This is a genomic window from Caballeronia zhejiangensis (assembly GCF_000698575.1).
Taxonomy (GTDB): Bacteria; Pseudomonadota; Gammaproteobacteria; order Burkholderiales; family Burkholderiaceae; genus Caballeronia; species Caballeronia zhejiangensis.
Window position 1 is genome coordinate 118,951 of the sequence record NZ_JFHD01000008.1, and the last position, 20,732, is coordinate 139,682.

General features: G+C 62.7%; 20 protein-coding genes. 6 read left to right on the top strand and 14 right to left on the bottom strand.

The annotated features are described in order from the left end of the window. Positions 1-45: 45 nt before the first annotated feature. On the bottom strand, positions 46-984 hold the full coding sequence (locus BG60_RS13660) for a LysR family transcriptional regulator (RefSeq protein ID WP_033537151.1): 939 nt from the start codon (positions 982-984) through the stop codon (positions 46-48). Positions 985-1,158: 174 nt separating this feature from the next. On the opposite strand from BG60_RS13660, the gene BG60_RS13665 reads away from it, so the two are divergent. Further along, positions 1,159-1,695 (top strand): carboxymuconolactone decarboxylase family protein, encoded by a 537-nt coding sequence (locus BG60_RS13665; protein ID WP_008353697.1) that lies wholly within the window; start codon positions 1,159-1,161, stop codon positions 1,693-1,695. On the opposite strand, the gene BG60_RS13670 is transcribed toward BG60_RS13665, so the two are convergent. The 3 genes from BG60_RS13670 to BG60_RS13680 all read right to left on the bottom strand — a co-directional run bounded on the left by BG60_RS13670 (position 1,692) and on the right by BG60_RS13680 (position 4,432). Beyond that, a complete protein-coding gene (locus BG60_RS13670; protein WP_008353699.1) occupies positions 1,692-2,465 on the bottom strand; it encodes a slipin family protein in 774 nt (257 codons plus the stop codon). The two genes, BG60_RS13665 and BG60_RS13670, sit on opposite strands and share 4 nt — an antisense overlap. Positions 2,466-2,490: 25 nt before the next feature. Beyond that, on the bottom strand, positions 2,491-3,873 hold the full coding sequence (locus tag BG60_RS13675; RefSeq protein WP_372492556.1) for an NfeD family protein: 1,383 nt from the start codon (positions 3,871-3,873) through the stop codon (positions 2,491-2,493). Positions 3,874-3,949: 76 nt separating this feature from the next. Continuing rightward, positions 3,950-4,432, bottom strand: a complete 483-nt coding sequence (locus BG60_RS13680; RefSeq protein WP_008353704.1) for a hypothetical protein — start codon at positions 4,430-4,432, stop codon at positions 3,950-3,952. Positions 4,433-4,556: 124 nt separating this feature from the next. Between BG60_RS13680 and BG60_RS13685 the strand changes: the two genes are divergently transcribed. The 4 genes from BG60_RS13685 to BG60_RS40135 all read left to right on the top strand — a co-directional run bounded on the left by BG60_RS13685 (position 4,557) and on the right by BG60_RS40135 (position 7,294). Next, positions 4,557-4,976, top strand: a complete 420-nt coding sequence (locus BG60_RS13685; RefSeq protein ID WP_008353705.1) for a secondary thiamine-phosphate synthase enzyme YjbQ — start codon at positions 4,557-4,559, stop codon at positions 4,974-4,976. Between the two features lie 39 nt (positions 4,977-5,015). Continuing rightward, entirely contained in the window at positions 5,016-6,299 is a 1,284-nt protein-coding gene (locus tag BG60_RS13690; RefSeq protein WP_033537153.1) for an aspartate carbamoyltransferase, read from the top strand. 94 nt (positions 6,300-6,393) lie between these two features. Then, positions 6,394-6,726: a hypothetical protein gene (locus BG60_RS39330; RefSeq protein ID WP_008353709.1), complete on the top strand. Its 333-nt coding sequence runs from the start codon at positions 6,394-6,396 to the stop codon at positions 6,724-6,726. A gap of 157 nt (positions 6,727-6,883) precedes the next feature. Then, positions 6,884-7,294 (top strand): hypothetical protein, encoded by a 411-nt coding sequence (locus BG60_RS40135; RefSeq protein WP_420912052.1) that lies wholly within the window; start codon positions 6,884-6,886, stop codon positions 7,292-7,294. On the opposite strand, the gene BG60_RS13710 is transcribed toward BG60_RS40135, so the two are convergent. The 6 genes from BG60_RS13710 to BG60_RS13735 form a co-directional block, all read right to left on the bottom strand. Continuing rightward, entirely contained in the window at positions 7,278-8,042 is a 765-nt protein-coding gene (locus tag BG60_RS13710; protein ID WP_235366335.1) for a CDP-diacylglycerol diphosphatase, read from the bottom strand. The genes BG60_RS40135 and BG60_RS13710 overlap by 17 nt on opposite strands. A gap of 129 nt (positions 8,043-8,171) precedes the next feature. After that, complete coding sequence (gene hydA / locus BG60_RS13715; RefSeq protein ID WP_008353714.1) at positions 8,172-9,635, bottom strand: dihydropyrimidinase; 1,464 nt, start codon at positions 9,633-9,635, stop codon at positions 8,172-8,174. Positions 9,636-10,436: 801 nt separating this feature from the next. After that, positions 10,437-11,924, bottom strand: coding sequence for an NCS1 family nucleobase:cation symporter-1 (locus BG60_RS13720; protein WP_008353715.1), 1,488 nt, complete (start codon positions 11,922-11,924; stop codon positions 10,437-10,439). A 73-nt stretch (positions 11,925-11,997) separates the two neighbouring features. After that, positions 11,998-13,284, bottom strand: coding sequence for an NAD-dependent dihydropyrimidine dehydrogenase subunit PreA (gene preA, locus BG60_RS13725; protein WP_008353716.1), 1,287 nt, complete (start codon positions 13,282-13,284; stop codon positions 11,998-12,000). A gap of 21 nt (positions 13,285-13,305) precedes the next feature. After that, positions 13,306-14,640: an NAD(P)-dependent oxidoreductase gene (locus tag BG60_RS13730; RefSeq protein WP_008353717.1), complete on the bottom strand. Its 1,335-nt coding sequence runs from the start codon at positions 14,638-14,640 to the stop codon at positions 13,306-13,308. 87 nt (positions 14,641-14,727) lie between these two features. Further along, positions 14,728-16,008, bottom strand: coding sequence for a Zn-dependent hydrolase (locus BG60_RS13735; RefSeq protein WP_008353719.1), 1,281 nt, complete (start codon positions 16,006-16,008; stop codon positions 14,728-14,730). Between the two features lie 382 nt (positions 16,009-16,390). Between BG60_RS13735 and BG60_RS13740 the strand changes: the two genes are divergently transcribed. After that, a complete protein-coding gene (locus BG60_RS13740) occupies positions 16,391-17,113 on the top strand; it encodes a TetR/AcrR family transcriptional regulator (RefSeq protein WP_075583504.1) in 723 nt (240 codons plus the stop codon). 178 nt (positions 17,114-17,291) lie between these two features. On the opposite strand, the gene BG60_RS13745 is transcribed toward BG60_RS13740, so the two are convergent. The 4 genes from BG60_RS13745 to BG60_RS13760 all read right to left on the bottom strand — a co-directional run bounded on the left by BG60_RS13745 (position 17,292) and on the right by BG60_RS13760 (position 20,732). Further along, positions 17,292-17,615, bottom strand: a complete 324-nt coding sequence (locus tag BG60_RS13745) for a DUF4148 domain-containing protein (RefSeq protein WP_033536343.1) — start codon at positions 17,613-17,615, stop codon at positions 17,292-17,294. Between the two features lie 318 nt (positions 17,616-17,933). Further along, positions 17,934-18,740 carry an N-formylglutamate deformylase gene (gene hutG, locus BG60_RS13750; RefSeq protein WP_008353722.1) on the bottom strand — a complete coding sequence of 269 codons (807 nt, stop codon included), beginning with the start codon at positions 18,738-18,740 and terminating at the stop codon, positions 17,934-17,936. Positions 18,741-18,748: 8 nt separating this feature from the next. After that, the gene (locus tag BG60_RS13755; protein WP_008353723.1) at positions 18,749-20,128 is read right to left on the bottom strand and encodes a formimidoylglutamate deiminase; all 1,380 of its coding nucleotides are present in this window, start codon (positions 20,126-20,128) and stop codon (positions 18,749-18,751) included. A 31-nt stretch (positions 20,129-20,159) separates the two neighbouring features. Next, positions 20,160-20,732 carry a HutD/Ves family protein gene (locus BG60_RS13760; protein WP_008353724.1) on the bottom strand — a complete coding sequence of 191 codons (573 nt, stop codon included), beginning with the start codon at positions 20,730-20,732 and terminating at the stop codon, positions 20,160-20,162.

A 20,732-nucleotide genomic window follows, 5' to 3' on the forward strand; every position in this document is an offset into this window, starting at 1 on the left:
GCATGAATGAATGACGCAGACGGAAAGAATCGCGCCGAGCCTGTGCTACAAGGCGCGAAGACGGTTTGCCGGCGCGTCGGGACGCAGGCTCCCGTCGGCGCAGAAGCGCACGGCATGCTCGACGAACGCGCGCACCTTGGCCGGCAACAGCGCGCGCGTGCTGTACGCGATCCGGATTTCGATCGCGGAATCGACGCGCTCGTAGGCGTCGAGCAGCGTGACGAGCCGCCCCGACGCGACCTCGTCGGCCACGAGCGCCGTCGGCAACACGCCGATGCCGAAGCCCTGCAAGGCCATCTCGCGATTGAACACCGCACTGTTCGACGTGATGTCGTGACTGAGCGGCACGCGCAGTTCCTCGCCGCCGATGCGGAACGTGAGCGCCGGCTTGCGGATCGACGGCGACATCGGCACGAAAACATGATCGGCGAGTTCGGACGGATGGCGCGGCGCGGGACGTTGCGCGAGATACGCGGGGCTCGCGACGAGCACGAGCGGAATGGTTTCCAGCAGGCGCGTGACGGCGGTATCGGTCGATAGCATGAAAGGCAGCACGATGGCGAGATCGTAGCCTTCGCCGACGAGATCGATGGGTCGCTCCGTCAGCGTCACGTCGAGGCGCACATGCGGATGCGCGCGCCTGAAGCTCGCGACGAGCGGCGCGTAGCGGCTCATCATCACGGTCGTGTGCGAGACGAGCCGCAACAGGCCGGTCGCTTCGCTCGCGCGGTTCGACGCGCGCTCTTCCATCGCCTGCAATTCGTCGAGCAGACGCGAGCAGTCGGCGAAGAAGCGCTCGGCGGTTTCCGTCAGCGAGATCTGCCGCGTCGTGCGATTGAAGAGCCGGCTGCCGAGGCGGTCTTCGAGGCCGGCGATGGCACGCGATACGACGGGCGGCGACAAGCCGAGTATGTCGGCCGCACGCGCGAAGCTCTTCGCTTCGACCACCGTGCAAAACACCTTCAGGCTCGTCAGATAGTCCATGTGCGCGTTCGCGATGCGTGCGGAAGCCCCGATCATGGCACGAAGCCGCCGCATTCGCACGATGAGACGATCGCGCGGTTTTACGAGCCGCGCGAGCATTCACGCGAAAGACGCACGCGCCTAAAGTTCAACCCATGCCATCCACATGGCCAACACCGAACGAAGGAGCACACCATGTCACGTCTTTCCCAAATCAACGTCAACGAAGCAACGGGCGTCACCGCCGATCTTTTCGCCGCGATCAAGAAGGCCGCGGGCAAGGTGCCGAACGCTTACGCGACCATCGGCACGCATAGCCCGGCCGCGCTCGGCGCAGCGCTCAACGGCGATGCGATTCTCGCGAAGAGCAGCCTCGACAAGGCCGATGTCGAAGCGATCAAGCTCGCCGTCAGCGAACTCGCGGGCTGTGATTACTGTGCCGCCGCGCATACGCTCGTCGGCAAGATGGTCGGGCTGTCGCAGAAGGAAACGCAGCAAATTCGCGCGGGCGAAGCGACCGGCAATGCAAAGCGCGATGCGCTCGTGCGCTTCGTGCGGCATGTCGCGGGCACGACCGGCACGATCGACGCGGCGCGTCTTACCGAAGTGCGCGAAGCGGGCTATTCGGAAGCGCAAGTCATCGACACGCTGTTTGCGATGAGCGTCATCAATTTCACGAACCTCGTGAACCGCGTGAACGACACGGTGATCGACTTCCCTGCTCTCGTCTAAGTTTGCGTCGAGCCTTTGGTCAGCCGGTCGATGACGGAACTCACGAGATCGACCGGCACCGGAAAGACGATCGTCGAGTTCTTGTCGCCGGCGATCGACGTGAGCGTTTGCAGATAGCGCAACTGCATCGCCTGCGGCTGCTGCGCGAGCATCTGCGCAGCTTGCAGCAGCTTCTCCGATGCCTGCAACTCGCCTTCCGCATGGATGATCTTCGCGCGCCGCTCGCGCTCCGCTTCGGCCTGGCGGGCGATCGCGCGGATCATCGTTTCGTTGATGTCGACGTCCTTGATCTCGACGTTCGATACCTTGATGCCCCATGCGTCCGTCTGCGAATCGAGCACGCGCTGGATGTCGGTATTGAGGCGCTCGCGCTCGGACAGCAACTCGTCGAGCTCGTGCTTGCCGAGAATCGCGCGCAACGTGGTTTGTGCGAGCTGGCTCGTCGCTTCGAGAAAACGCGCGACCTGAATCACCGCCTTCTCCGGATCGACGACGCGAAAGTACACGACCGCATTCACCTTCACCGACACGTTGTCGCGCGTGATGACGTCCTGCGGCGGCACGTCGAACACGACGGTGCGCAAGTCCATTCGCACGACCTGCTGCACGACCGGAATGATGAGCACGAGCCCCGGCCCTTTCACCTTCCAGAAGCGCCCGAGCATGAACACGACGCCGCGCTCGTACTCGCGAAAAATACGCACCGCCGACGCGACGATGAAGACGACGAACGCAATGACAATGCCGCTGAAACCGAAGGTAAGCCCCATTTTTCAAGCCTCGTTGTCGATGTGTTCAGGAATGGCCCGCCTCGCGTTCGCCTTCGAGCGGCTCGACGGTCAGCGTAAGACCGTGGCGCGACATCACCCGCACGCGCGCGCCTTCTTGCGGCAACGCTCGCGGCGCGTCCGCCTGCACGCGCCAGCGTTCGCCCTGCACGCGCGCCCAGCCGCTGCCGGATTCGTGCGCCAGCATCACGCCGATGGTGCCGAGCATCGCTTCCCCGCCGCTCACGACGGGCCGCTTGCGCGCTTTCAACGCGACGCCCGACACGGTGAACACGAAGAGCGCCGTGAAGAGCGCGAGCCCGGCAACGAGCCCGACGGGAATGCCGAAGCCGGGAACGTCGGTATCGATCAGCATGAGCGCGCCGATCGCGAACGCGATGATTCCGCCGATGCCGAGCGAGCCGAATGTCGGCAGAAACATTTCCGCGACGAGAAAGCCCATGCCGAGCACGATCAATCCGAGTCCGACGAAACTGATCGGCAATAGTTGCAAAGCGAACAATCCGACGAGCAGGCAGATCGCGCCCGCGACGCCCGGCAGCACCATGCCCGGATTCGCGAACTCGAAGAAGAGGCCGTACATGCCGATCATCATCAGGATGAGCGCGACGCTCGGGTCGGTGATCGTCGCGAGAAAGCGGCTGCGCCAGTCGGGTTGCAGCACGACGAGCGGCGCCTGTTTCGTCGCGAGAACGCGATCGCCGCTCGCGGTTTTGACATGACGGCCGTCGAGTTTCGCGAGCAGGTCGGGAACGTCGTTGGCGGTCACGTCGATGACCTTCTGCTCCAGCGCTTCCGTCGCCGATAACGCGACCGCCTCGCGCACCGCGCGCTCGGCCCATTGCACGTTGCGTCCGCGCAATTGCGCGAGGCCGCGGATGTAGGCGGCGGCGTCCTGCATCTGCTTGCGCGTTTCGGTCGATTGCGCGTCTGCGTTCGACGCCGCCTTGCCCTCGCGCTCCGATCCGCCGATGCCAAGCTGCACCGGCGACGCCGCGCCCAGATTCGTGCCGGGCGCCATCGCGGCGATATGGCTCGCGTACGTGATGTACGTGCCCGCGCTCGCAGCGCGCGCCCCGCTCGGCGCGATGAACGCGGCCACCGGCACCGGCGACGCGAGCATCGCCTGAATGATCGAGCGCATCGAGAGATCGAGGCCGCCGGGCGTGTCGAGTTCGAGCACGACGAGTTGCGCGTGCTCGTCTGCGGCGCGGGCGAGCGAGCGCACGACGTAATCCGCGCTCGCCGGCCCGATCGCGCCCTTCAGCGGAATCACGACGACGGGCGCCGCCACGGCGGCTACGGCGCTCATCGGCACGAGGGCGAACGCCATCAGCAGCAGCGCGTGGCGCACGCGTCTGCACAGCCAGTCAGCGAAGTTCGTTTTCATCGGCGAAAGCCGGACGCGCATATGCGCGGCGGTTCCTCGTGTTTGGTCTCTCTTTTAGCTTAGGTCAATTGCGAGATCACGGCCGGCGCGTCGTTCGGTCGATGACCTTTTCGACATCGGCCGTTTCGCCGAGCTCTTTCACGAAGCGCGCCGTGTCGAAGTCGCCCGACACGCAGCCGTCGAGATAGATGAAGCGGCGCTGCAACGTGAGCCACAAACTCGTTTTCTCGCGCCACTGCAGCGAGGCGTTGAGCGAATTCAGGCGCCGCGTCACGCTTTCGGCGATTTCCTTGTCGTAGTCGTAGCTGTTGGCGAGCCGGCAGCGCCCCGCGATCCAGCAGCTATTGCCGCGTTCGATGCGGTAATGCGCTTCGTCGAGCCATTCCTGATGCGTTTCGACCGGGCCGCGCGGAGCGGCGCAATCGGCGATGGCGCTCGAAACGTGCAGAAACGGATCGTTGCCGCGGTTCTCGCGCCTTTCTTCGGAGTGTGTCCCGTACGGGGCCGCGGCGAGCACAGCCGCCAGCGCGAGCGTTCCGTAAGCCGCGTTTCGTGTCATCGTGCGCGCCTTTCGTGGAGCCATCGTCCAGACAGCATAGTTCATCGCGTCGAATCGAACGCCACGCGGGAAGCCGGTAAACTCACGATGTGGCGCACCGCCCATTCCTCGCACCGAGACCGACATGAAACAGGCACTCCACCATCTGACGGTCGCGACAGGCTCGCGCGGCCTGCACGAAGTCACCCGCGACGTCGATCACTGGATCGACCTTCAGGACATCCGCACTGGCTTGCTCACGCTGTTTTGCCGGCATACGTCGGCATCGTTGCTGATTCAGGAGAACGCCGACCCCGACGTGCGCGTGGATCTCGAACGCTATTTCGAGTCGGTCGCGCCGGAAGCGCCCGGCCGCTACGTGCACGACACCGAAGGCCCCGACGACATGCCCGCGCATCTGCGCACCGCGCTGACCACGGTGCAGCTTTCGATTCCCGTCGAGGCTGGCCGGATGGTGCTCGGCACTTGGCAGGGCATCTACGTGTTCGAGCACCGGACGGCGCAGCATCAGCGCGAACTCGTCTTGCATCTGATCGGTGAGTGACCTAATATACGCACCGCGTATATTTCGGGAGCGGTGACGGTGACTCAGGAACTTCAGCAGCAGACGATTCTTCGCGATGCGATGCGGCGTCTGAACATGACGCGCGACGCGTTCGCATCGCGCATCGGCGTGTCGCGGCGTGCGTTGGACACATGGTTGCTGCCGGACGAATCGCCGGAGTCGCGCGCGATGCCGGAGATCGCCGCGCGCTATGTCGGCGAGATTCTCGGCGGTTTGCCGGAAGGTGGCCCATATACGCAAAGCGCACATTTGACCATCGACTTCGAAGGCCGGCCGCAATTGCTTTCGATCGACCAGTTTTCGCGCGACTCGGCTGAAGCGCTGTTCCGCACGGCCGACATGATGCAGCCCATCGCGCGGCGCAAAAAAATCACGCGCGTGCTCGAAGGCGCGGTGCTTGCAAATCTGTTCTTCGAGGCCAGCACGCGCACGCGCGTGAGTTTCGGCGCGGCGTTCGCGCGCCTCGGCGGCTCCGTGTGCGACACGACCGGCTTCACCTTTTCGTCGATGGCGAAAGGCGAGTCGATCTACGACACGAGCCGCGTCATCAGCGGATACGCCGACGCGATTGTCGTGCGGCATCCGGAGCAAGGCTCCGTCGCGGAATTCGCGCGCGCGACGAACATTCCCGTCATCAATGCCGGCGACGGCCCCGGCGAGCATCCGAGTCAGGCGCTGCTCGATCTGTATACGATCCAGCGCGAGTTTTCGCGTCTCGGCAAGATCGTCGATGGCGCGCATATCGCGATGGTCGGCGATCTCAAGTACGGCCGCACCGTGCATTCGCTCGCCAAGCTGCTCTCGCTTTACAAAGGACTGAAATTTACGCTCGTGTCGCCGGGTTCGCTGGAGATGCCGGCGCATATCATCGAGCGCATCGCGCGCGGCGATCATGTGATCGAACAAACGAGCGACTTGCGCGCGGGACTCGCGGGCGCCGACGTGGTCTACGCGACGCGCATCCAGAAAGAGCGTTTCGCCGATGAGTCCATCGAAGGCTATACGCCGGATTTCCAGATCAACCAGGCGCTCGTCGACGATGTATGCGGACGCGACACGCTCATCATGCATCCGCTGCCGCGCGACAGCCGCCCCGGTGCGAACGATCTCGCCACCGACCTGAATCACGACTCGCGCCTCGCGATCTTCCGTCAGACCGACAACGGCATTGCGGTTCGCATGGCGATTTTCGCGGTGCTGCTCGGCGTCGAGCATCAGGTGCGTCACTCGATGCGCGATGCGGCATGGAAGTCGCCTGCTTCCATCGGTCCGGACGATGCGGTCTTTCATGGCTTCGATTGATACGTTTTTTACACGCGGCGCACATGTCTTTGCGTGACGTTGACGCGAGCCGCCGTATCCTTCTACACAAGGGAAACGTGATGGAGCAACGGCCATGGATATGTCGCTTGCGTGGGCGGTCAGCCGTCGAAAATTGCAGGATGATGGGTTAGGTGCATGTCAACGTGTGCGGGTTCTGGCGCTTGCGCATTTCGCGGATAGCGAAGCGTCGCGGGAACGCATACGCGCGTTGTTTCATTCGCCGCTTGGCATCTACGTGAGTCAGGCGCAGCGTGAAGGTTGCGAACTGCGGCTCGAATTCGATACTGCTAGCGAAGACCTTGCGTTCACCTTGCGAACGTTGAAGCGCGTGTTGCCGGAAGCGCGTGTCGAAGGGATTGCGCCGCGTGTGTTTGCGCATCGGATGAACACGCGCGACGCGGGGTGAGGGTCATGCGGCCGGAAGCTCGCCAGACATCGACTGCCGACGATGATAAGCGGCGGATGATTCCAGTCGCTCAAACTCTTCGTAGGACAGATTCCACGTATCCGGATCGAGTTCGATGCCGCGCTGAATCGCCGCCTCTTCCTCGGGCGTAGGAAGGATGAATCCTTTATACGTTTGTTGCATACCGATTTATCTCTCTTCTGTTGGCGCGGCGCAAACTGATGATGCGCCGCGTTTCGCTTCTCTGCGTGAACACTACGCAAAACATGAAGCCTCGAATGGGCGCGAAATTGACTTCGCGTACCTCTCCATAGTCGCGACGACCATCAACCTTCGGCGCGACATCGTCCCACGCAATCTCCCTCGCAAGCTCCAGCGACACACCATGCTGAAGCCGATTGATCGCGTCCTTCAACGGGTCAAACGTGATGTCGAAGTGCATTCATTGTGGTTCCCAGAAGTAGAAGTGACAAGGCGCGAAAGTTCTGATTTGCGGATTGCGATTCATCCGAACTCCGAACGATTTGCGTCACTTCATTCTTCTGAAAACCTCACGGCTTTTCTATAGACCGATTGGCCAACGAGCACGTATGATCCTGCAGCTCTTCGGATGACGCCCAGTTGCCTGGCTGAACGTGATCGTTGAGAAGAAAGAACGCATGCACGCCATCGCCACGCACGGCGCCGACGAGCAGCAGCGTCTGTTCGCCCATGGTCTGGCCGCGGCTTGCGGCATAGGGCGCGACGAGCTTGAAGGGATCCGTATGCGCGAGATCAGCATCATCGATACGCATCGCGCTGTACACATGGCCGCGCAATCTCACCGGCAGCGGCTTCCACGCCGTGCCGATGCCCGGTCCCAGTTCGCGCAGCGTCTGGGCGACATCCGACGCGAGACAGTCGATATGAATGTGCAATTGATTCTGCGTGCGCCCGCTTGCCGAGTTGATCGCGAGCGAAATTTCGTCGCGCGGCAGCGTCCGGCGCAACGCGCGAAAGACATAGCCGCGCGCATTCCATGCGTCGCGAAAGTAATTCGGCGCGTGGGGCTCGAGCAGTTCGGGACTTTCGATGCCGCTCACGCGCGCGGTCGGAATCAGCAGATACTGCGCGGCGCCGACGATATCCTTCAGCACCGCATAGCCGCCCGCCAGATTCACGTCCGCGCATTTCTGCCGGACCTGCGCGCCCTCGGCGGCGGGCTCGCAGTAGTCGTGGACGATTTCCCACAGCGCGTTGGGATTTGCCGCGCACGCGAGCGGCAGACAGAGCAAACCTGGCGCGGCGAGGCGGCGTAGCTTCTTTGTGATTTTCATCGGCATGATCGGGCGGCGCAAAAAATCGATAGCCTGCCGGATTATGCTTGCAGGCGCGTGACCACGCCGCGAAACGTGACAAAACTCCGCGTCGAATGCAACGCGGAGCTTCGTCGACCGATGCGCAAATCAAGCCGATTCAGCGCGATTCACCGGATGCGGTTCCTTCAGCTTGTTGGCGACGCGCGCCGCCTCGAAGTACGACGCGTTCGGCGGACGCTTCAGATACTGTCCCGCGCCGCGTTCCGCGCGCAGATCGCCGCCGGTCCACGCGAGCGCGCCGCGCGTGAGCGTGTGCGTCGCGACGCCCTGCACTTGCATGCCTTCGAAGACGTTGAAATCGACCTTTTGATGATGCGCCTTTACGGAGATCGTGCGGGTCGCGTTCGGATCCCATACGACGAGATCTGCGTCCGCGCCTATCTGCACCGCCCCCTTTCGCGGATAGAGATTGAAGATTTGCGCCGCGTTCGTCGATGTCACGCGCACGAATTCGTTCGGCGTGAGACGTCCCATGTTGACGCCGTGATGCCACAGCACCGACATGCGATCTTCCACGCCGCCGCAACCGTTGGGGATCTTCGTGAAGTCCTCGCGGCCCATCGCCTTCTGCGATGCGCAGAACACGCAATGATCCGTCGCCGTCGTATGAAGCTGTCCCGATTGCAGCCCGCGCCACAATGCTTCGCGGTGCTCGCTCGTGCGAAACGGCGGGCTCATCACGTGCGCGGCGGCGCGCGTCCAGTCGGGATCGCGATACACCGATTCATCGATCACCAGATGGCCCGGCAACACTTCACCGAACACGCGCAGTCCTTCGTTGCGCGCCTTGGCGATGACATCGACTGCATCTTTCGCCGACACATGCACGATATAGAGCGGCACGCCGAGCACTTGCGCGATGCGGATCGCGCGATTGGCCGCCTCGCCTTCCACTTCGGGCGGACGCGACAACGGATGCGCCTCCGGTCCCCTGAAGCCTTTCGCAAGTAGTTGCTTCTGCAACTGAAAGACGAGCTCGCCGTTTTCCGCGTGCACGGTCGGCAGCGCGCCGAGTTCAAGGGAGCGCGTGAAGCTGTTCACGAGCACTTCGTCGTCGGCCATGATTGCGTTTTTGTAGGCCATGAAGTGCTTGAAGCTCGACACACCGTGTTCGTGAACGAGCAGGCCCATGTCGCGATGCACCGACTCGTCCCACCACGTCACCGCGACGTGAAAGCCGTAGTCCGCCGATGCTTTCTCAGCCCAGCCGCGCCATTCTTTGAACGCATCCATGAGTGGTTGCTTCGGGCTCGGAATCACGAAGTCGATGATGCTCGTCGTGCCGCCTGACAATCCCGCTGCGGTGCCGGTATAGAAATCGTCGCTCGCGGTGGTGCCCATGAAGGGCAGTTCCATGTGCGTGTGCGGATCGATGCCGCCCGGCATGACGTACTGACCGCCGGCGTCTACAGTGTGCGTATCGGACGGTGCCTCTATGTCGAGGCCTATCGCCAGGATCGTGCCACCGGCTTGCGGGTCTGCGCAGAGAACATCGGCGCGGTAGGTGCGGTCAGCGTCGATGATGGTGCCGCCGCGGATCAATGTTGGCATTGAAGTGTCCCTCCGGGGGGTTGTCGTTGCGTTGCGTTGCGTTGCGTTGCGTTGCGTTGCGTTGCGTTGCGTTGCGTTGCGTTGCTTGTTCGCTTCCGCTCTCGTGAAATCCTTTGTTCGTGTCGGTCTATTAGCACTGCCCCTGTGCGGGGCGGCACTCACTTTCTTTGCTGCTGCAAAGAAAGTAAGCAAAGAAAGCAGCTCCCGATACGCCCGCGGTCACACGCAATTTGGGTAGTCCTCTCGTCCATCGTGGGCTGCCTAAAGAGTGCCCTCATAGGCCCCATCGGGCTTGGCTCGCGCACGGTCCGTCTCATCGCACCACACACCAAACCGGTTCAGCACCAAATAGCTCCAGCCCGCTTCGCGGCCGAACGGCCAATCGGGTCCGCGAGTGCTTCTTTACTTCCCCTTCCCTCTGACCACGCCGCGTGTTCCTCACGTTGGTTTCCCTTGCAGACCCGGCGGCAGCGCGTAGCGCTGTGCCGAAGCTGTTTCGTGCTGATCCAGCGCCCTTGGAAAACTAGCTTGTCAGACCGTGCGCGATCCAAGCCCGGTTAGTCCTTCGATGGCACTCTTTAGGCGAGTGCCATCTGCGACGAGAGGACTACCCAAATTGCGTGTGACCGCGGGCCTTAACGAGCTGCTTTCTTTGGTTACTTTCTTTGCAGCAGCAAAGAAAGTGACTGCCGCCCCGCACAGGGGCAACGCTCATAGACCACAAAGAAAACGGGATCCGGCGAAGCAAAAGCAAAAGCAAAAGCAAAAGCAAAAGCGAAAGCGAAAGCGAAAGCAAAAAACTCAAGCACTCAAAACCCTGGCCCGCGCGCCACCGCGCAACTTCATCCACGATCCATACACAACGGCAGCCAGCACGAGACCAACGAACCACGCATACGTATAGAGCGTATTGAAAAACGCGGGCACGTTAGGAAAGGAACCCGGAAACGCAGTGTGCAAAAAACCCGGCAGATTCGGCAGCACGCCGACCAAAAGCGCCACCACCGCCGCCACATTCCATCCGCCGCTATACGAATACTCACCGTCTTCATCGAAGAGTTCGCGCTGATCGAGCCGCGTGCCGCGAACCAAAAAGTAATCGACCATCAGAATGCCCGCGACCGGACCGAGCAGCGCCGAATAGCCCACGAGCCACGTGAAGATGTAACCCTGCGTAGTCGCGAGAATCTTCCAAGGCATCATGACGATGGCTATCGTCGCCGTAATCATGCCGCCCGCGCGATACGAAATCCCCTTCGGCCAAAGGCTCGAAAAATCGTAAGCCGGTCCAACAAGATTGGCCGCCAGATTGCAGCACATCGTATCGAGCGTGAGGATGATCAGTGCCACGCCTACACCGATGCCCGTCATGCGGCTCGTGAGATCGATCGGATCCCAGATCGCCTTGCCGTAGATCACGACCGTCGCCGACGTGACGACAACCGAGATCACCGAGAGCAGCGCCATCGGCACAGGCAGGCCGATCGATTGCCCGATCACCTGATCGCGTTGCGTGCGCGCGAAGCGCGTGAAGTCGGGAATGTTCAGCGCGAGCGTCGCCCAGAAGCCGACCATCGCCGTGAGCCCCGGCCAGAACGTGGCCCAGAAAAGCCCCTCCTTCTTGCCGCCCGCGACGAACTGCGACGGCGCCGAAAGCATGGAACCGATGCCGCCCGCCTTGCTCGTCGCCCACCACACGAGCGCGATGCACATCACAACCTTGATCGGCGCAGACCAGCTTTCGAGCCAGCGAATCGAATCGGTGCCGTGCCAGATGAAGTAGAGCTGCAAGGCCCAGAACACGAGAAAGCACGCAAGTTGTCCGAGCGAGATATCGATGAGCGGCAGCGCCGCGCCATGCAATGCGTTTCCCGTCAGGATATTCAAGAGCGTATAGATGGCGCTGCCGCCCAGCCACGTCTGAATGCCGTACCAACCGCACGCGACGATCGCACGCAGCAGCGCCGGCAACTTCGCGCCTTGCGTGCCGAACGACGAGCGCACGAGTACCGCATACGGAATGCCGTGCTTCGCGCCCGCATGGCCGATCAGCAACATCGGCACGAGCACGATCATGTTGCCGAGCAGAACCGTCAACACCGCCTGCCACGGCGACATGCCCTGGTCCGTGAGACCCGCGGCCAGCATGTATGACGCAATGTTCATCACCATGCCGACCCACAACGCCGCGAAGTGATACCACTTCCACGTGCGCTGTGCGGGGCCGGTCGGTGCGAGGTCATCGTTATACAAGCTGCTCGTCTCGACGTCATGCGCTGTCTGATTCATCGGATGCACTCCGGTTGAGTGTGCGGTTGATCATGGGGATTCAACGACGACGAGCGCTACGTTATGTCTATGTTCATGCCGCTTTCGCGGGTTCTTCCGCATCGATGCGCGCGGGATTGTTCGGATGCGTGGTCCAGTTCGCATATTCGCCCGCATCGACGCGTTCCATCGTGATGCACTGCTCGACAGGACAAACGTGCATGCACAGATTGCAGCCGACGCATTCCGAATCGACCACTTCGAAATGACGCTTGCCGTCCTTCTCCTTCAGGATCGCCTGATGCGATGTGTCCTCGCAAGCGATATGACACAGCCCGCACTGGATGCACTTGTCCTGATCGATGCGCGCCTTGATGTCGTACTTGAGATTGAGATGCTTCCAGTCCGTGACGTTCGGCACGGCGCGCCCGCGAATGTCATCGAGCGTTGCGTAGCCTTTCTCGTCCATCCAGTTCGAGAGGCCATCGGCGAGATCGGACACGATGCGAAAGCCGTAGTGCATCGCGGCCGTGCACACCTGCACGCTGCCCGCGCCAAGCACCATGAATTCCGCCGCATCGCGCCACGATGAAATGCCGCCGATGCCGGAGATAGGCAGATTCGGCGTCTGCGGATCGCGCGCGATTTCGGCGACCATGTTCAGCGCGATCGGCTTCACGGCGGGACCACAATAGCCGCCGTGCGTGCCCTTGCCGTCGACGGTCGGCATCGGCGCCATCTGATCGAGATCGACCGCAACGATCGAGTTGATCGTGTTGATGAGCGACACGCCATCGGCGCCGCCTTTGAACGCGGCGCGCGAACCCATGCGAATATCGCTGATGTTCGGCGTGAGCTTCACGAGGCACGGCAGCTTCGTGCCTTCCTTCACCCAGCGCGTCACCATCTCGACGTATTCAGGCACTTGTCCGACGGCCGCGCCCATGCCGCGTTCGCTCATGCCATGCGGACAACCGAAGTTCAGTTCCACCGCATCTGCGCCCGTGTCTTCCACTTGCGTGAGAATCCACTTCCAGTCCTTCTCGTTGCACGGAACCATCAACGAGACGATAAGCGCGCGGTCGGGCCAGTCGCGCTTCACCTGTTCGATCTCGCGCAAGTTCACGTCGAGCGGTCTGTCCGTGATCAGTTCGATGTTATTCAGTCCTGCGATTCTTTGTCCGTTCCATTGCACCGCGCCGTAACGCGAACTCACGTTCACGACGTGCGGATCAAGCCCGAGCGTCTTCCACACGACGCCGCCCCAGCCCGCTTCGAAAGCGCGGTTGACGTTGTAGGCTTTGTCGGTCGGCGGCGCAGACGCGAGCCAGAAAGGATTCGGCGACGTGATGCCGGCGATGTTGCAAGTCAGATCAGCCATGTTCGTGGTTCTCCTTTTGGCTCAGGCGGCTTTGATCGCAGTCAGTTCGAACGACGCGTCGATGGACGCGGCCGCCAGCTTGCCGTCCTGTACGGCCTGCACGGTGAGATCGAGTCCTTCATGGGTCGCGCAATCGCCGCCGGCCCAGACTTTCGCGAGCGTCGTCTGACGGTTCTCGTCGGTGACGATGCGCCCGCCATCGAGCGTCAATAACTCGCGATCGATTCCGACGGGAACAAGCGTTTGCCCGATCGCCTTCAGCACCATGTCCGCTTCGATCACGAAGCGCTCGCCGCCGCGTTCGAACTCGACGCCCGTCACCTGCCCGTTATCGCCGACCAATCGCACCGGATTCGCGTGCGTGACGATGCTCACGCCGTTCGTCTGCGCGAACTCACGTTCGGCCCACGTCGCGCTCATGTTCTCGACGCCCCGTCGATACGCCATCGTCACGTTCGTCGCGCCAAGTTTGCGGCTTTGAACGCACGCATCGACCGCCGTGTTGCCGCCGCCGATCACGACGACGCGCCGCCCGACCGGCACGCTCGCGAGATCATCGGCCTCGCGCACTTGCTCGATGAAATCGACCGCGTTCATCACGCCTTCGAGCGCTTCGCCTTCGAGCGCCAGCTCGCGCACGCCAGCAAGGCCGAACGCGATGAACACTGCGTCGTATTGCTTGCGCAACCCGTCGAGCGTGAAGTCGCGGCCGAGCGACTGACCTATGTTGATCTCGATACCGCCGATCGAATACAGCCATTCGATTTCGCGCTGCGCATAATCCTCGACGGTCTTGTACGCAGCAATGCCGTATTCGTTGAGTCCGCCTGGCTTCTCGCGCGCATCGAAGATCACCGCGCGATGCCCCGCAAGCGCAAGCCGATACGCACACGCGAGTCCCGCCGGTCCCGCACCGACGATCGCAATGCGGCGCCCCGATTCCGGCGCGCGTTCGAATAACGCGACGCCTCTGGCCATCGCCCAATCGGTCGCATGACGCTGCAACGCGCCGATCTTCACCGGCTCGTCGCCCTGATGGTTGCGTACGCAACTACCCTCGCAAAGAATCTCCGTCGGGCACACGCGCGCGCACATTCCGCCGAGCGGATTGGCCGACAGGATATCGACGGCCGCGCCCTTCAGATTGCCGTTGCCGATCTTGCGGATGAAGCCTGGAATGTCGATGCTCGTCGGACATGCCTGGACGCACGGCGCGTCGTAGCAGTAGTGGCAGCGGCTCGCGGCGGCAGCGGCGGCGGTGGCGTCGAGGAGCGGCGCGACATCCGCGAATTCGCATGCGAGCTGTTCCTGCGTGAGGCGATGGCTCGCGATATCGCCGGTCGATTTCATGGTCATGCGCGTTCCTTGTGAGGACGTACGAGTGCCCGCCGTCCGCGTTCGATCGACGCGGACAGTGCTGAACGTAACAACAGAAAACGTCGCTTATGAAGCCGGTTCCGACGCGCGCTCCAGCATTGCGTGCAGCAGCACGTTCGCGCCTGCCTCGATCCATTCCTGCGTCGCGTCTTCGATCTCGTTGTGGCTGATGCCATCGACGCACGGCACGAACACCATCGACGTCGGCGCGACCTGCGCGAGATAGCACGCATCGTGGCCCGCGCCCGACACCATGTCGCGATGCGAATAGCCGAAGCGCTGCGCCGCCGCCCGCACGGAAGCGACGCACGCGGCGTCGAACTTGACGGGCTCGTAGTAGAAGATCTGTTCGAGCGCGGTCTCCAGACCGATCTCGCCCGCGATGCGTGCCACGCCCTCGCGCAACGCGGCATCCATGCGCGCGAGCACGGCATCGTCGGGATGACGGAAATCGACGGTGAAGAACACGCGGCCCGGAATCACGTTGCGCGAGTTCGGATGCACTTGCATCATGCCGACCGTCGCGCACCCGAGCGGCGCGTTGTCGAGGCCGATGCGGTTCACGAGATCGACCACGCGCGATGCGCCGAGGAGCGCATCCTTGCGGCGCGGCATCGGGGTCGGGCCTGCGTGGGCTTCCTGGCCCGTCAGCGTGATCTCGTACCAGCGCTGACCTTGCGCATCGGTGACGACGCCGATCGTCTTGTCTTCGGCCTCGAGTATCGGCCCTTGCTCGATATGCAGCTCGAACGCCGCGTGCAGCTTGCGGCCGCCGCACGGCACATCGCCCGCATAACCGATGCGCTCGAGTTCTTCGCCGATCGTCTTGCCATCGACGTCCTTGCGCGACAGACCGTAATCGAGCGAGAACACGCCCGCGAACACGCCCGACGCAACCATCGCGGGTGCGAAGCGCGAGCCTTCCTCGTTGGTCCAGATGACGACTTCGATCGGATGCTCGGTTTCGATGCCGCGATCGTTGAGCGAGCGGATCACTTCGAGTCCGCCAAGCACGCCGTAGATGCCGTCGAAGCGCCCGCCCGTAGGCTGTGAATCCGCGTGCGAGCCAGTAACCACCGGCAGCGCGTCGAGATTGCGTCCTGCGCGGCGCATGAACACGTTGCCCATCTGATCGACGCTCACCGTGCAGCCCGCTGCCTTCGCCCAGCTCACGATGAGATCGCGCCCTTCGCGATCGAGATCGGTCAGCGCGAGACGGCAGACACCGCCCTTCGGGGTCGCGCCGATTTTGGCCATCGTCATCAGGCTGTCCCATAGACGCTGACCGTTCACCTTGATGGACGTATCGAGACCAGCTTCTCTGATTGCATCCGTTACGACGTTCATTCGCCTCGCTCCTTACGATCGGACTTCGTATGTGAGTGACTTCGTTTCGTGCATGCCGGACGTTTGCGGTGCGATGCTGCACGCGCCCGGTGCACGTTTTTCTTATGCGATGAATGATGCGAACGACACGCCTCTTCGATAAATCGAGCGCTCTTCAAATCCTGTCCAGTTGGACAGGTTGTAGCCGATTAAAATAAGCAAATCAACGTCTTTCGTGTGCGGGCAAACACCGAGCAAATAAAGCGATAAGCGTGCCATTGCGATGCAGCATCGGCAGCTATTGGTTGCAATGGCTTTTTCGACGCGATGCAGCGCCAAACATGCGAATGGCACGAATGACGCGAATCAGGCACGATGCGGCACACGGCCCAAGAATTCGACGATGAAGAACTCGACGATGAGATACGACGACGCGGCGAACGGCATCGCCGGAAACGAAGACACTGCGCCGCCTTCACGGCGTAGCAAGGCGCAAATCCGCGAGAGCAACGAAGCGCAGCTTCTCGCTTGCGCCGAGGAAGTGTTCGCGGAGAAAGGACTCGAAGGCGCGAGCACGGCGATGATCGCCGAACGCGCCGGCTTGCCGAAGGCCAACCTGCATTACTACTTTCCGACAAAGCTCGCGCTCTATCGGCGCGTGCTCGAAGATCTGTTCGAGGACTGGCATCGCGCGGCGGATACCTTCGAATGCAGCGACGATCCCGTGGAAGCGATCGGCGGCTATGTGCGCGCAAAGATGGACCTGTCGCGACGCAGGCCGCTCGGCTCGAAGGTGTGGGCGAGCGAGATCATCCACGGCGCGCATCACATGCAGGACATTCTCAACGAACGCGTGAAGCCCTGGCTCGATACACGCGTCATCGTCATCGAAAGCTGGATCGCGCGCGGCTTGCTCGCGCCGGTCGAGCCGGACACGTTCATGTTCATGATCTGGGCGATCACGCAGCACTATGCCGACTTCGATGCGCAGATACGCGCGTTGAAAGGCAAGCGCGCGCTCACACGCAAGGCCTTCGATGAACAGACGGAAGAAGTCGTGCGACTCGTGATTCGCGCGTGCGGGGCGGTGTCGCCGCGCATGGAAGAGAAAGACGACGCGCAATAAAAAACGCCGGCCGCTCGATGGCGGCCGGCGTTCACTGCTTGCTTCTTGCTTCTTGCTGCTGTACTGCTTTACTACGCACTACTACTGCATTCTCGCAAGTACTGCACTTTCTGATGCTTGCTGCTACTTCAACCGCTACTGCTCACCACATCTACTGCCCTGCTGCATCAACCTTCGATTAGTGACCGAAGTAGACCGAGTTGCGATCCGACATCGACACGTTGGCGCGTGCGGCCGGAGCAGCTACGCCCGATTGCGAAGTGCCAGCGGTCGAAGGACCATAAGCGTTCGCGCCATTTTCAGCGTTCACGCGTGCTTGAGCGGCCTGCAGATTCTGCGGATAGTTCACGCGGTCTTCCGACGGGTTGTAGCCAGCCTTTTCCAGTTGAACCAGTTCAGCGCGGACTTGAGCGCGAGTCACCGGCGCATTGCTTTGTGCCGAAGCGAAAGTCGGGGCAGCCAAAGCAGCAGCGACGACGAGTGCGGGAACGAATGCCTTGATCATGATGAACCTCCAGTAGTCTTGTTTTGAAATCGAAACCGAATCGGAAGCTTTTTAAGCGTTTTCTGATTTCGTTTCGCTTGAAGACAGTGTAGGAGGCCGCGGACTTAGGGGAAACCCCAATTTCAAGGAAACATAATTGTCCGGACCGCAACAATGCGTTTCGCTCCGGTGTTGCGCGGCGTGCGCGGGACGTGTGGCGGACCCTGCTTAAGTTACTGTTTTTCCAGCGTAATTTTCACGTCCGCCGCGCGCACGCGAGATCGCTGCGAATCCGGCCATTGCGCCGACGCCAGCAATTCGTCATCCGGCTGACAGTCAGCAAGCCGCGGTCGCATAGGCAAGCGCGGCCGATACGAGCTCGCGCAACAGCGGTTCGATCGCGTTCGCCTTGGCTTCGTCGTAAGCGAATGGCGGCGCTTCTTCCATGTAGCTGACCTGCGTAAGCTCCAGTTGAACCGCGTGAACGCCCTCTTCGGGCCGCCCGTAACGCCGGGTGATATAGCCGCCCTTGAAGCGCCCGTTGGCCACCGTCGTGTACCGGCCGTCGCGCTCGACGATGCTCGCAAGCCGTTCCGCCAGCCCCGGCGCCGCCGACGCGCCATCCGCCGTGCCGAAGTTGAAATCGGTCAGGCGGCCATCGAAAAAGCGCGGCACGACCGAGCGGATCGAATGCGCTTCCCATAGCAGCACGCGGCCGTGCGTCCGCCGCAGCGCATCGAGCTCGCCGGCGAGCGCATCGTGATACGGCTGCCAGTACATCGCGCGGCGCGCATCGATCTGATCGCGCGACGGCTCGTGGCCCGGCTTGTAGAGCGGCGCCTTGTCGAAGGTATCGACCGGACAGAGCCCCGTCGTGTCGCGGCCGGGATAGAGATTCGCGTCGTCGGGCGGGCGGTTCAGATCGACGACATAGCGCGCGTAGTGCGGCGTCAGGATCGATGCGCCCAGATCGCGCGCAAACGCATAGAGGCGTTCGAGATGCCAATCGCAATCCTCGGTGAGCTTGGCGACGGGCGTCATCTCGTCGGCGAGGGCGCAGGGAATCTGCGTGCCGCGGTGCGGAATCGAAATCAGGAGCGGCGCGTTGCCGCGTTCCAGCGTGAAGATCGAAGAGCCGTTCATGTGAGACCTCAATCCAGCAAGCCGCGCAAGGCGGCGCGATAACGCGCGAGCGCTTCGTCTTCGTCGGCGTGACGGCGCGCGTTGATCACCTTGCGGCCGGAGACGAAGACATCGCGGATCGGCGTCTCGCCATGCTCGCAAAACACCGCGCTCGACATCCACGCGTCGCTCGCATGTCCGCCGATGCCCGGATGCGCGTCGTCGAGCACGAGCCAGTCGGCGCGCAAGCCTTGCGCGAGCGCACCGACAGCGCGTCCCGTCGCGTGCGCGCCGCCATCGAGCGCGGCATCGAAAAGACGATCGGCCGGACGGCTTTGCGTCGGCGACGCCAGCACGTTGCGTTGCTGGCGGCAAAGGCGCTGCCCGTATTCCAGCAGACGCAGCTCCGAGCGCCAGTCGACGCCGACATGACTGTCGGACCCGACGCCGATGCGCCCGCCCGCGTCGAGATAATCGCGCGACGGGAACACGCCGTCGCCGAGATTCGCTTCGGTCGTGAGACACAGACCCGCGACCGCGCCGCTCGCCGCGAGACGCGCGCATTCGTGGGCATCGACGTGCGTCGCGTGCACGAGGCACCAGCGCTCATCGACGTTGAAATGTTCGAGCAGCCAGTCCACCGGACGATGCCCCGTAGCCGCGACGCAGGCGTCCACTTCGGCCATCTGTTCGGCGATATGGATATGCACCGGCGCGCGCTCAAAGCGCGCATCGATTCCCTCGATGAGCGCCGCGAGCGATTCGCCCGACACCGCGCGCAACGAATGCGGCGCGACGCCGTAACGCCGCGCGCCGTTTTCGGGCCGCGAGCGCGCGAGGGCGTCGATGAGCCCGAGCAGCGAATCGGGCGTATTGAGAAAGCGCCGCTGATCGTCGCGCGGCACGCTCTTGCCGAAGCCGCTGTATTCGTAGAGCACCGGCAGCATCGTCATGCCGATGCCCGCGCGCTCCGCCGCATCGACGACGCGCTCCGCGAGTTCCGCGCGATTCGCGTACGGCGCGCCATCGGGCGCGTGATGCACGTAGTGAAACTCGCACACCGACGTGTAGCCCGCCTTCAGCATCTCGATGTAAAGCCAGTGCGCGATATCCGCGATCGATTCCGGGCCGATCCGCGCGGCGAAGCGATACATGAGATCGCGCCAGCTCCAGAACGTATCGGCGACGCTCGCGCGATACTCGGTGAGGCCCGCCATCGCACGCTGGAACGCGTGCGAGTGCAGATTCGGCATGCCGGGCAGGATCGGTCCTTTCGCGCGCTCGACGCCCGCGGGCGCCGCGCTGTCCGGCGTGACGCGCACGAGCGTGCCGGCGTCGTCCCATTCGAGCAGCACGTCGCGACGCCAGCCATCGGCGAGGCGCGCGTGCTCCGCGAAGAATGCGTTCATCGCTTGTCTCCGTTGTTATGTCGATGCGCGTCTACATCATGTCGATGCCGATATGCAGCCACGATGCGCCATCCTGAACCGCGCATTCGAGCGCGCTCGCGCCATCGATGCGCGAGGTGTCGCCTGCTTCGAGCGTATGGCATGTGTCGTCGGCGAACTTGATGTCGAGCCGCCCTTGCACGCAGAACAGAAACGTCACGTCGTGTTCGAACGCGAGCGAGCATGACGCGCGCCCGGCGTTCACCGTTGCGCGCGCGCGATCGCGGCGCACCATCACGTTGAAATCGCGCGTCGGGCCGGCGAGGAGCGTGGCGTGAATCGGCGTCTCGCCGGCAAAGCGCGCGATTGCGAGCGGCGCATCGAGAACATGCACGTCGCCGTGCGCTTCCGTCAGACGCATGCCCGCGCCGTCGAGCAGCACGAGCACGCGATCGACGCCCTCGAACTTCGAGAACGCACCGTCGGATGCGACGTCGGCGAGCGACAGACGCCACGCGAACGCATCGAGCGACACGCCCTGCGGCCCCGCCGCGATCTCGCGCGTGATGCCGCCGCCGTTCTTCCACGGCGTGGGCGTCAGCGAATCGGCACGAATGATCGTCAC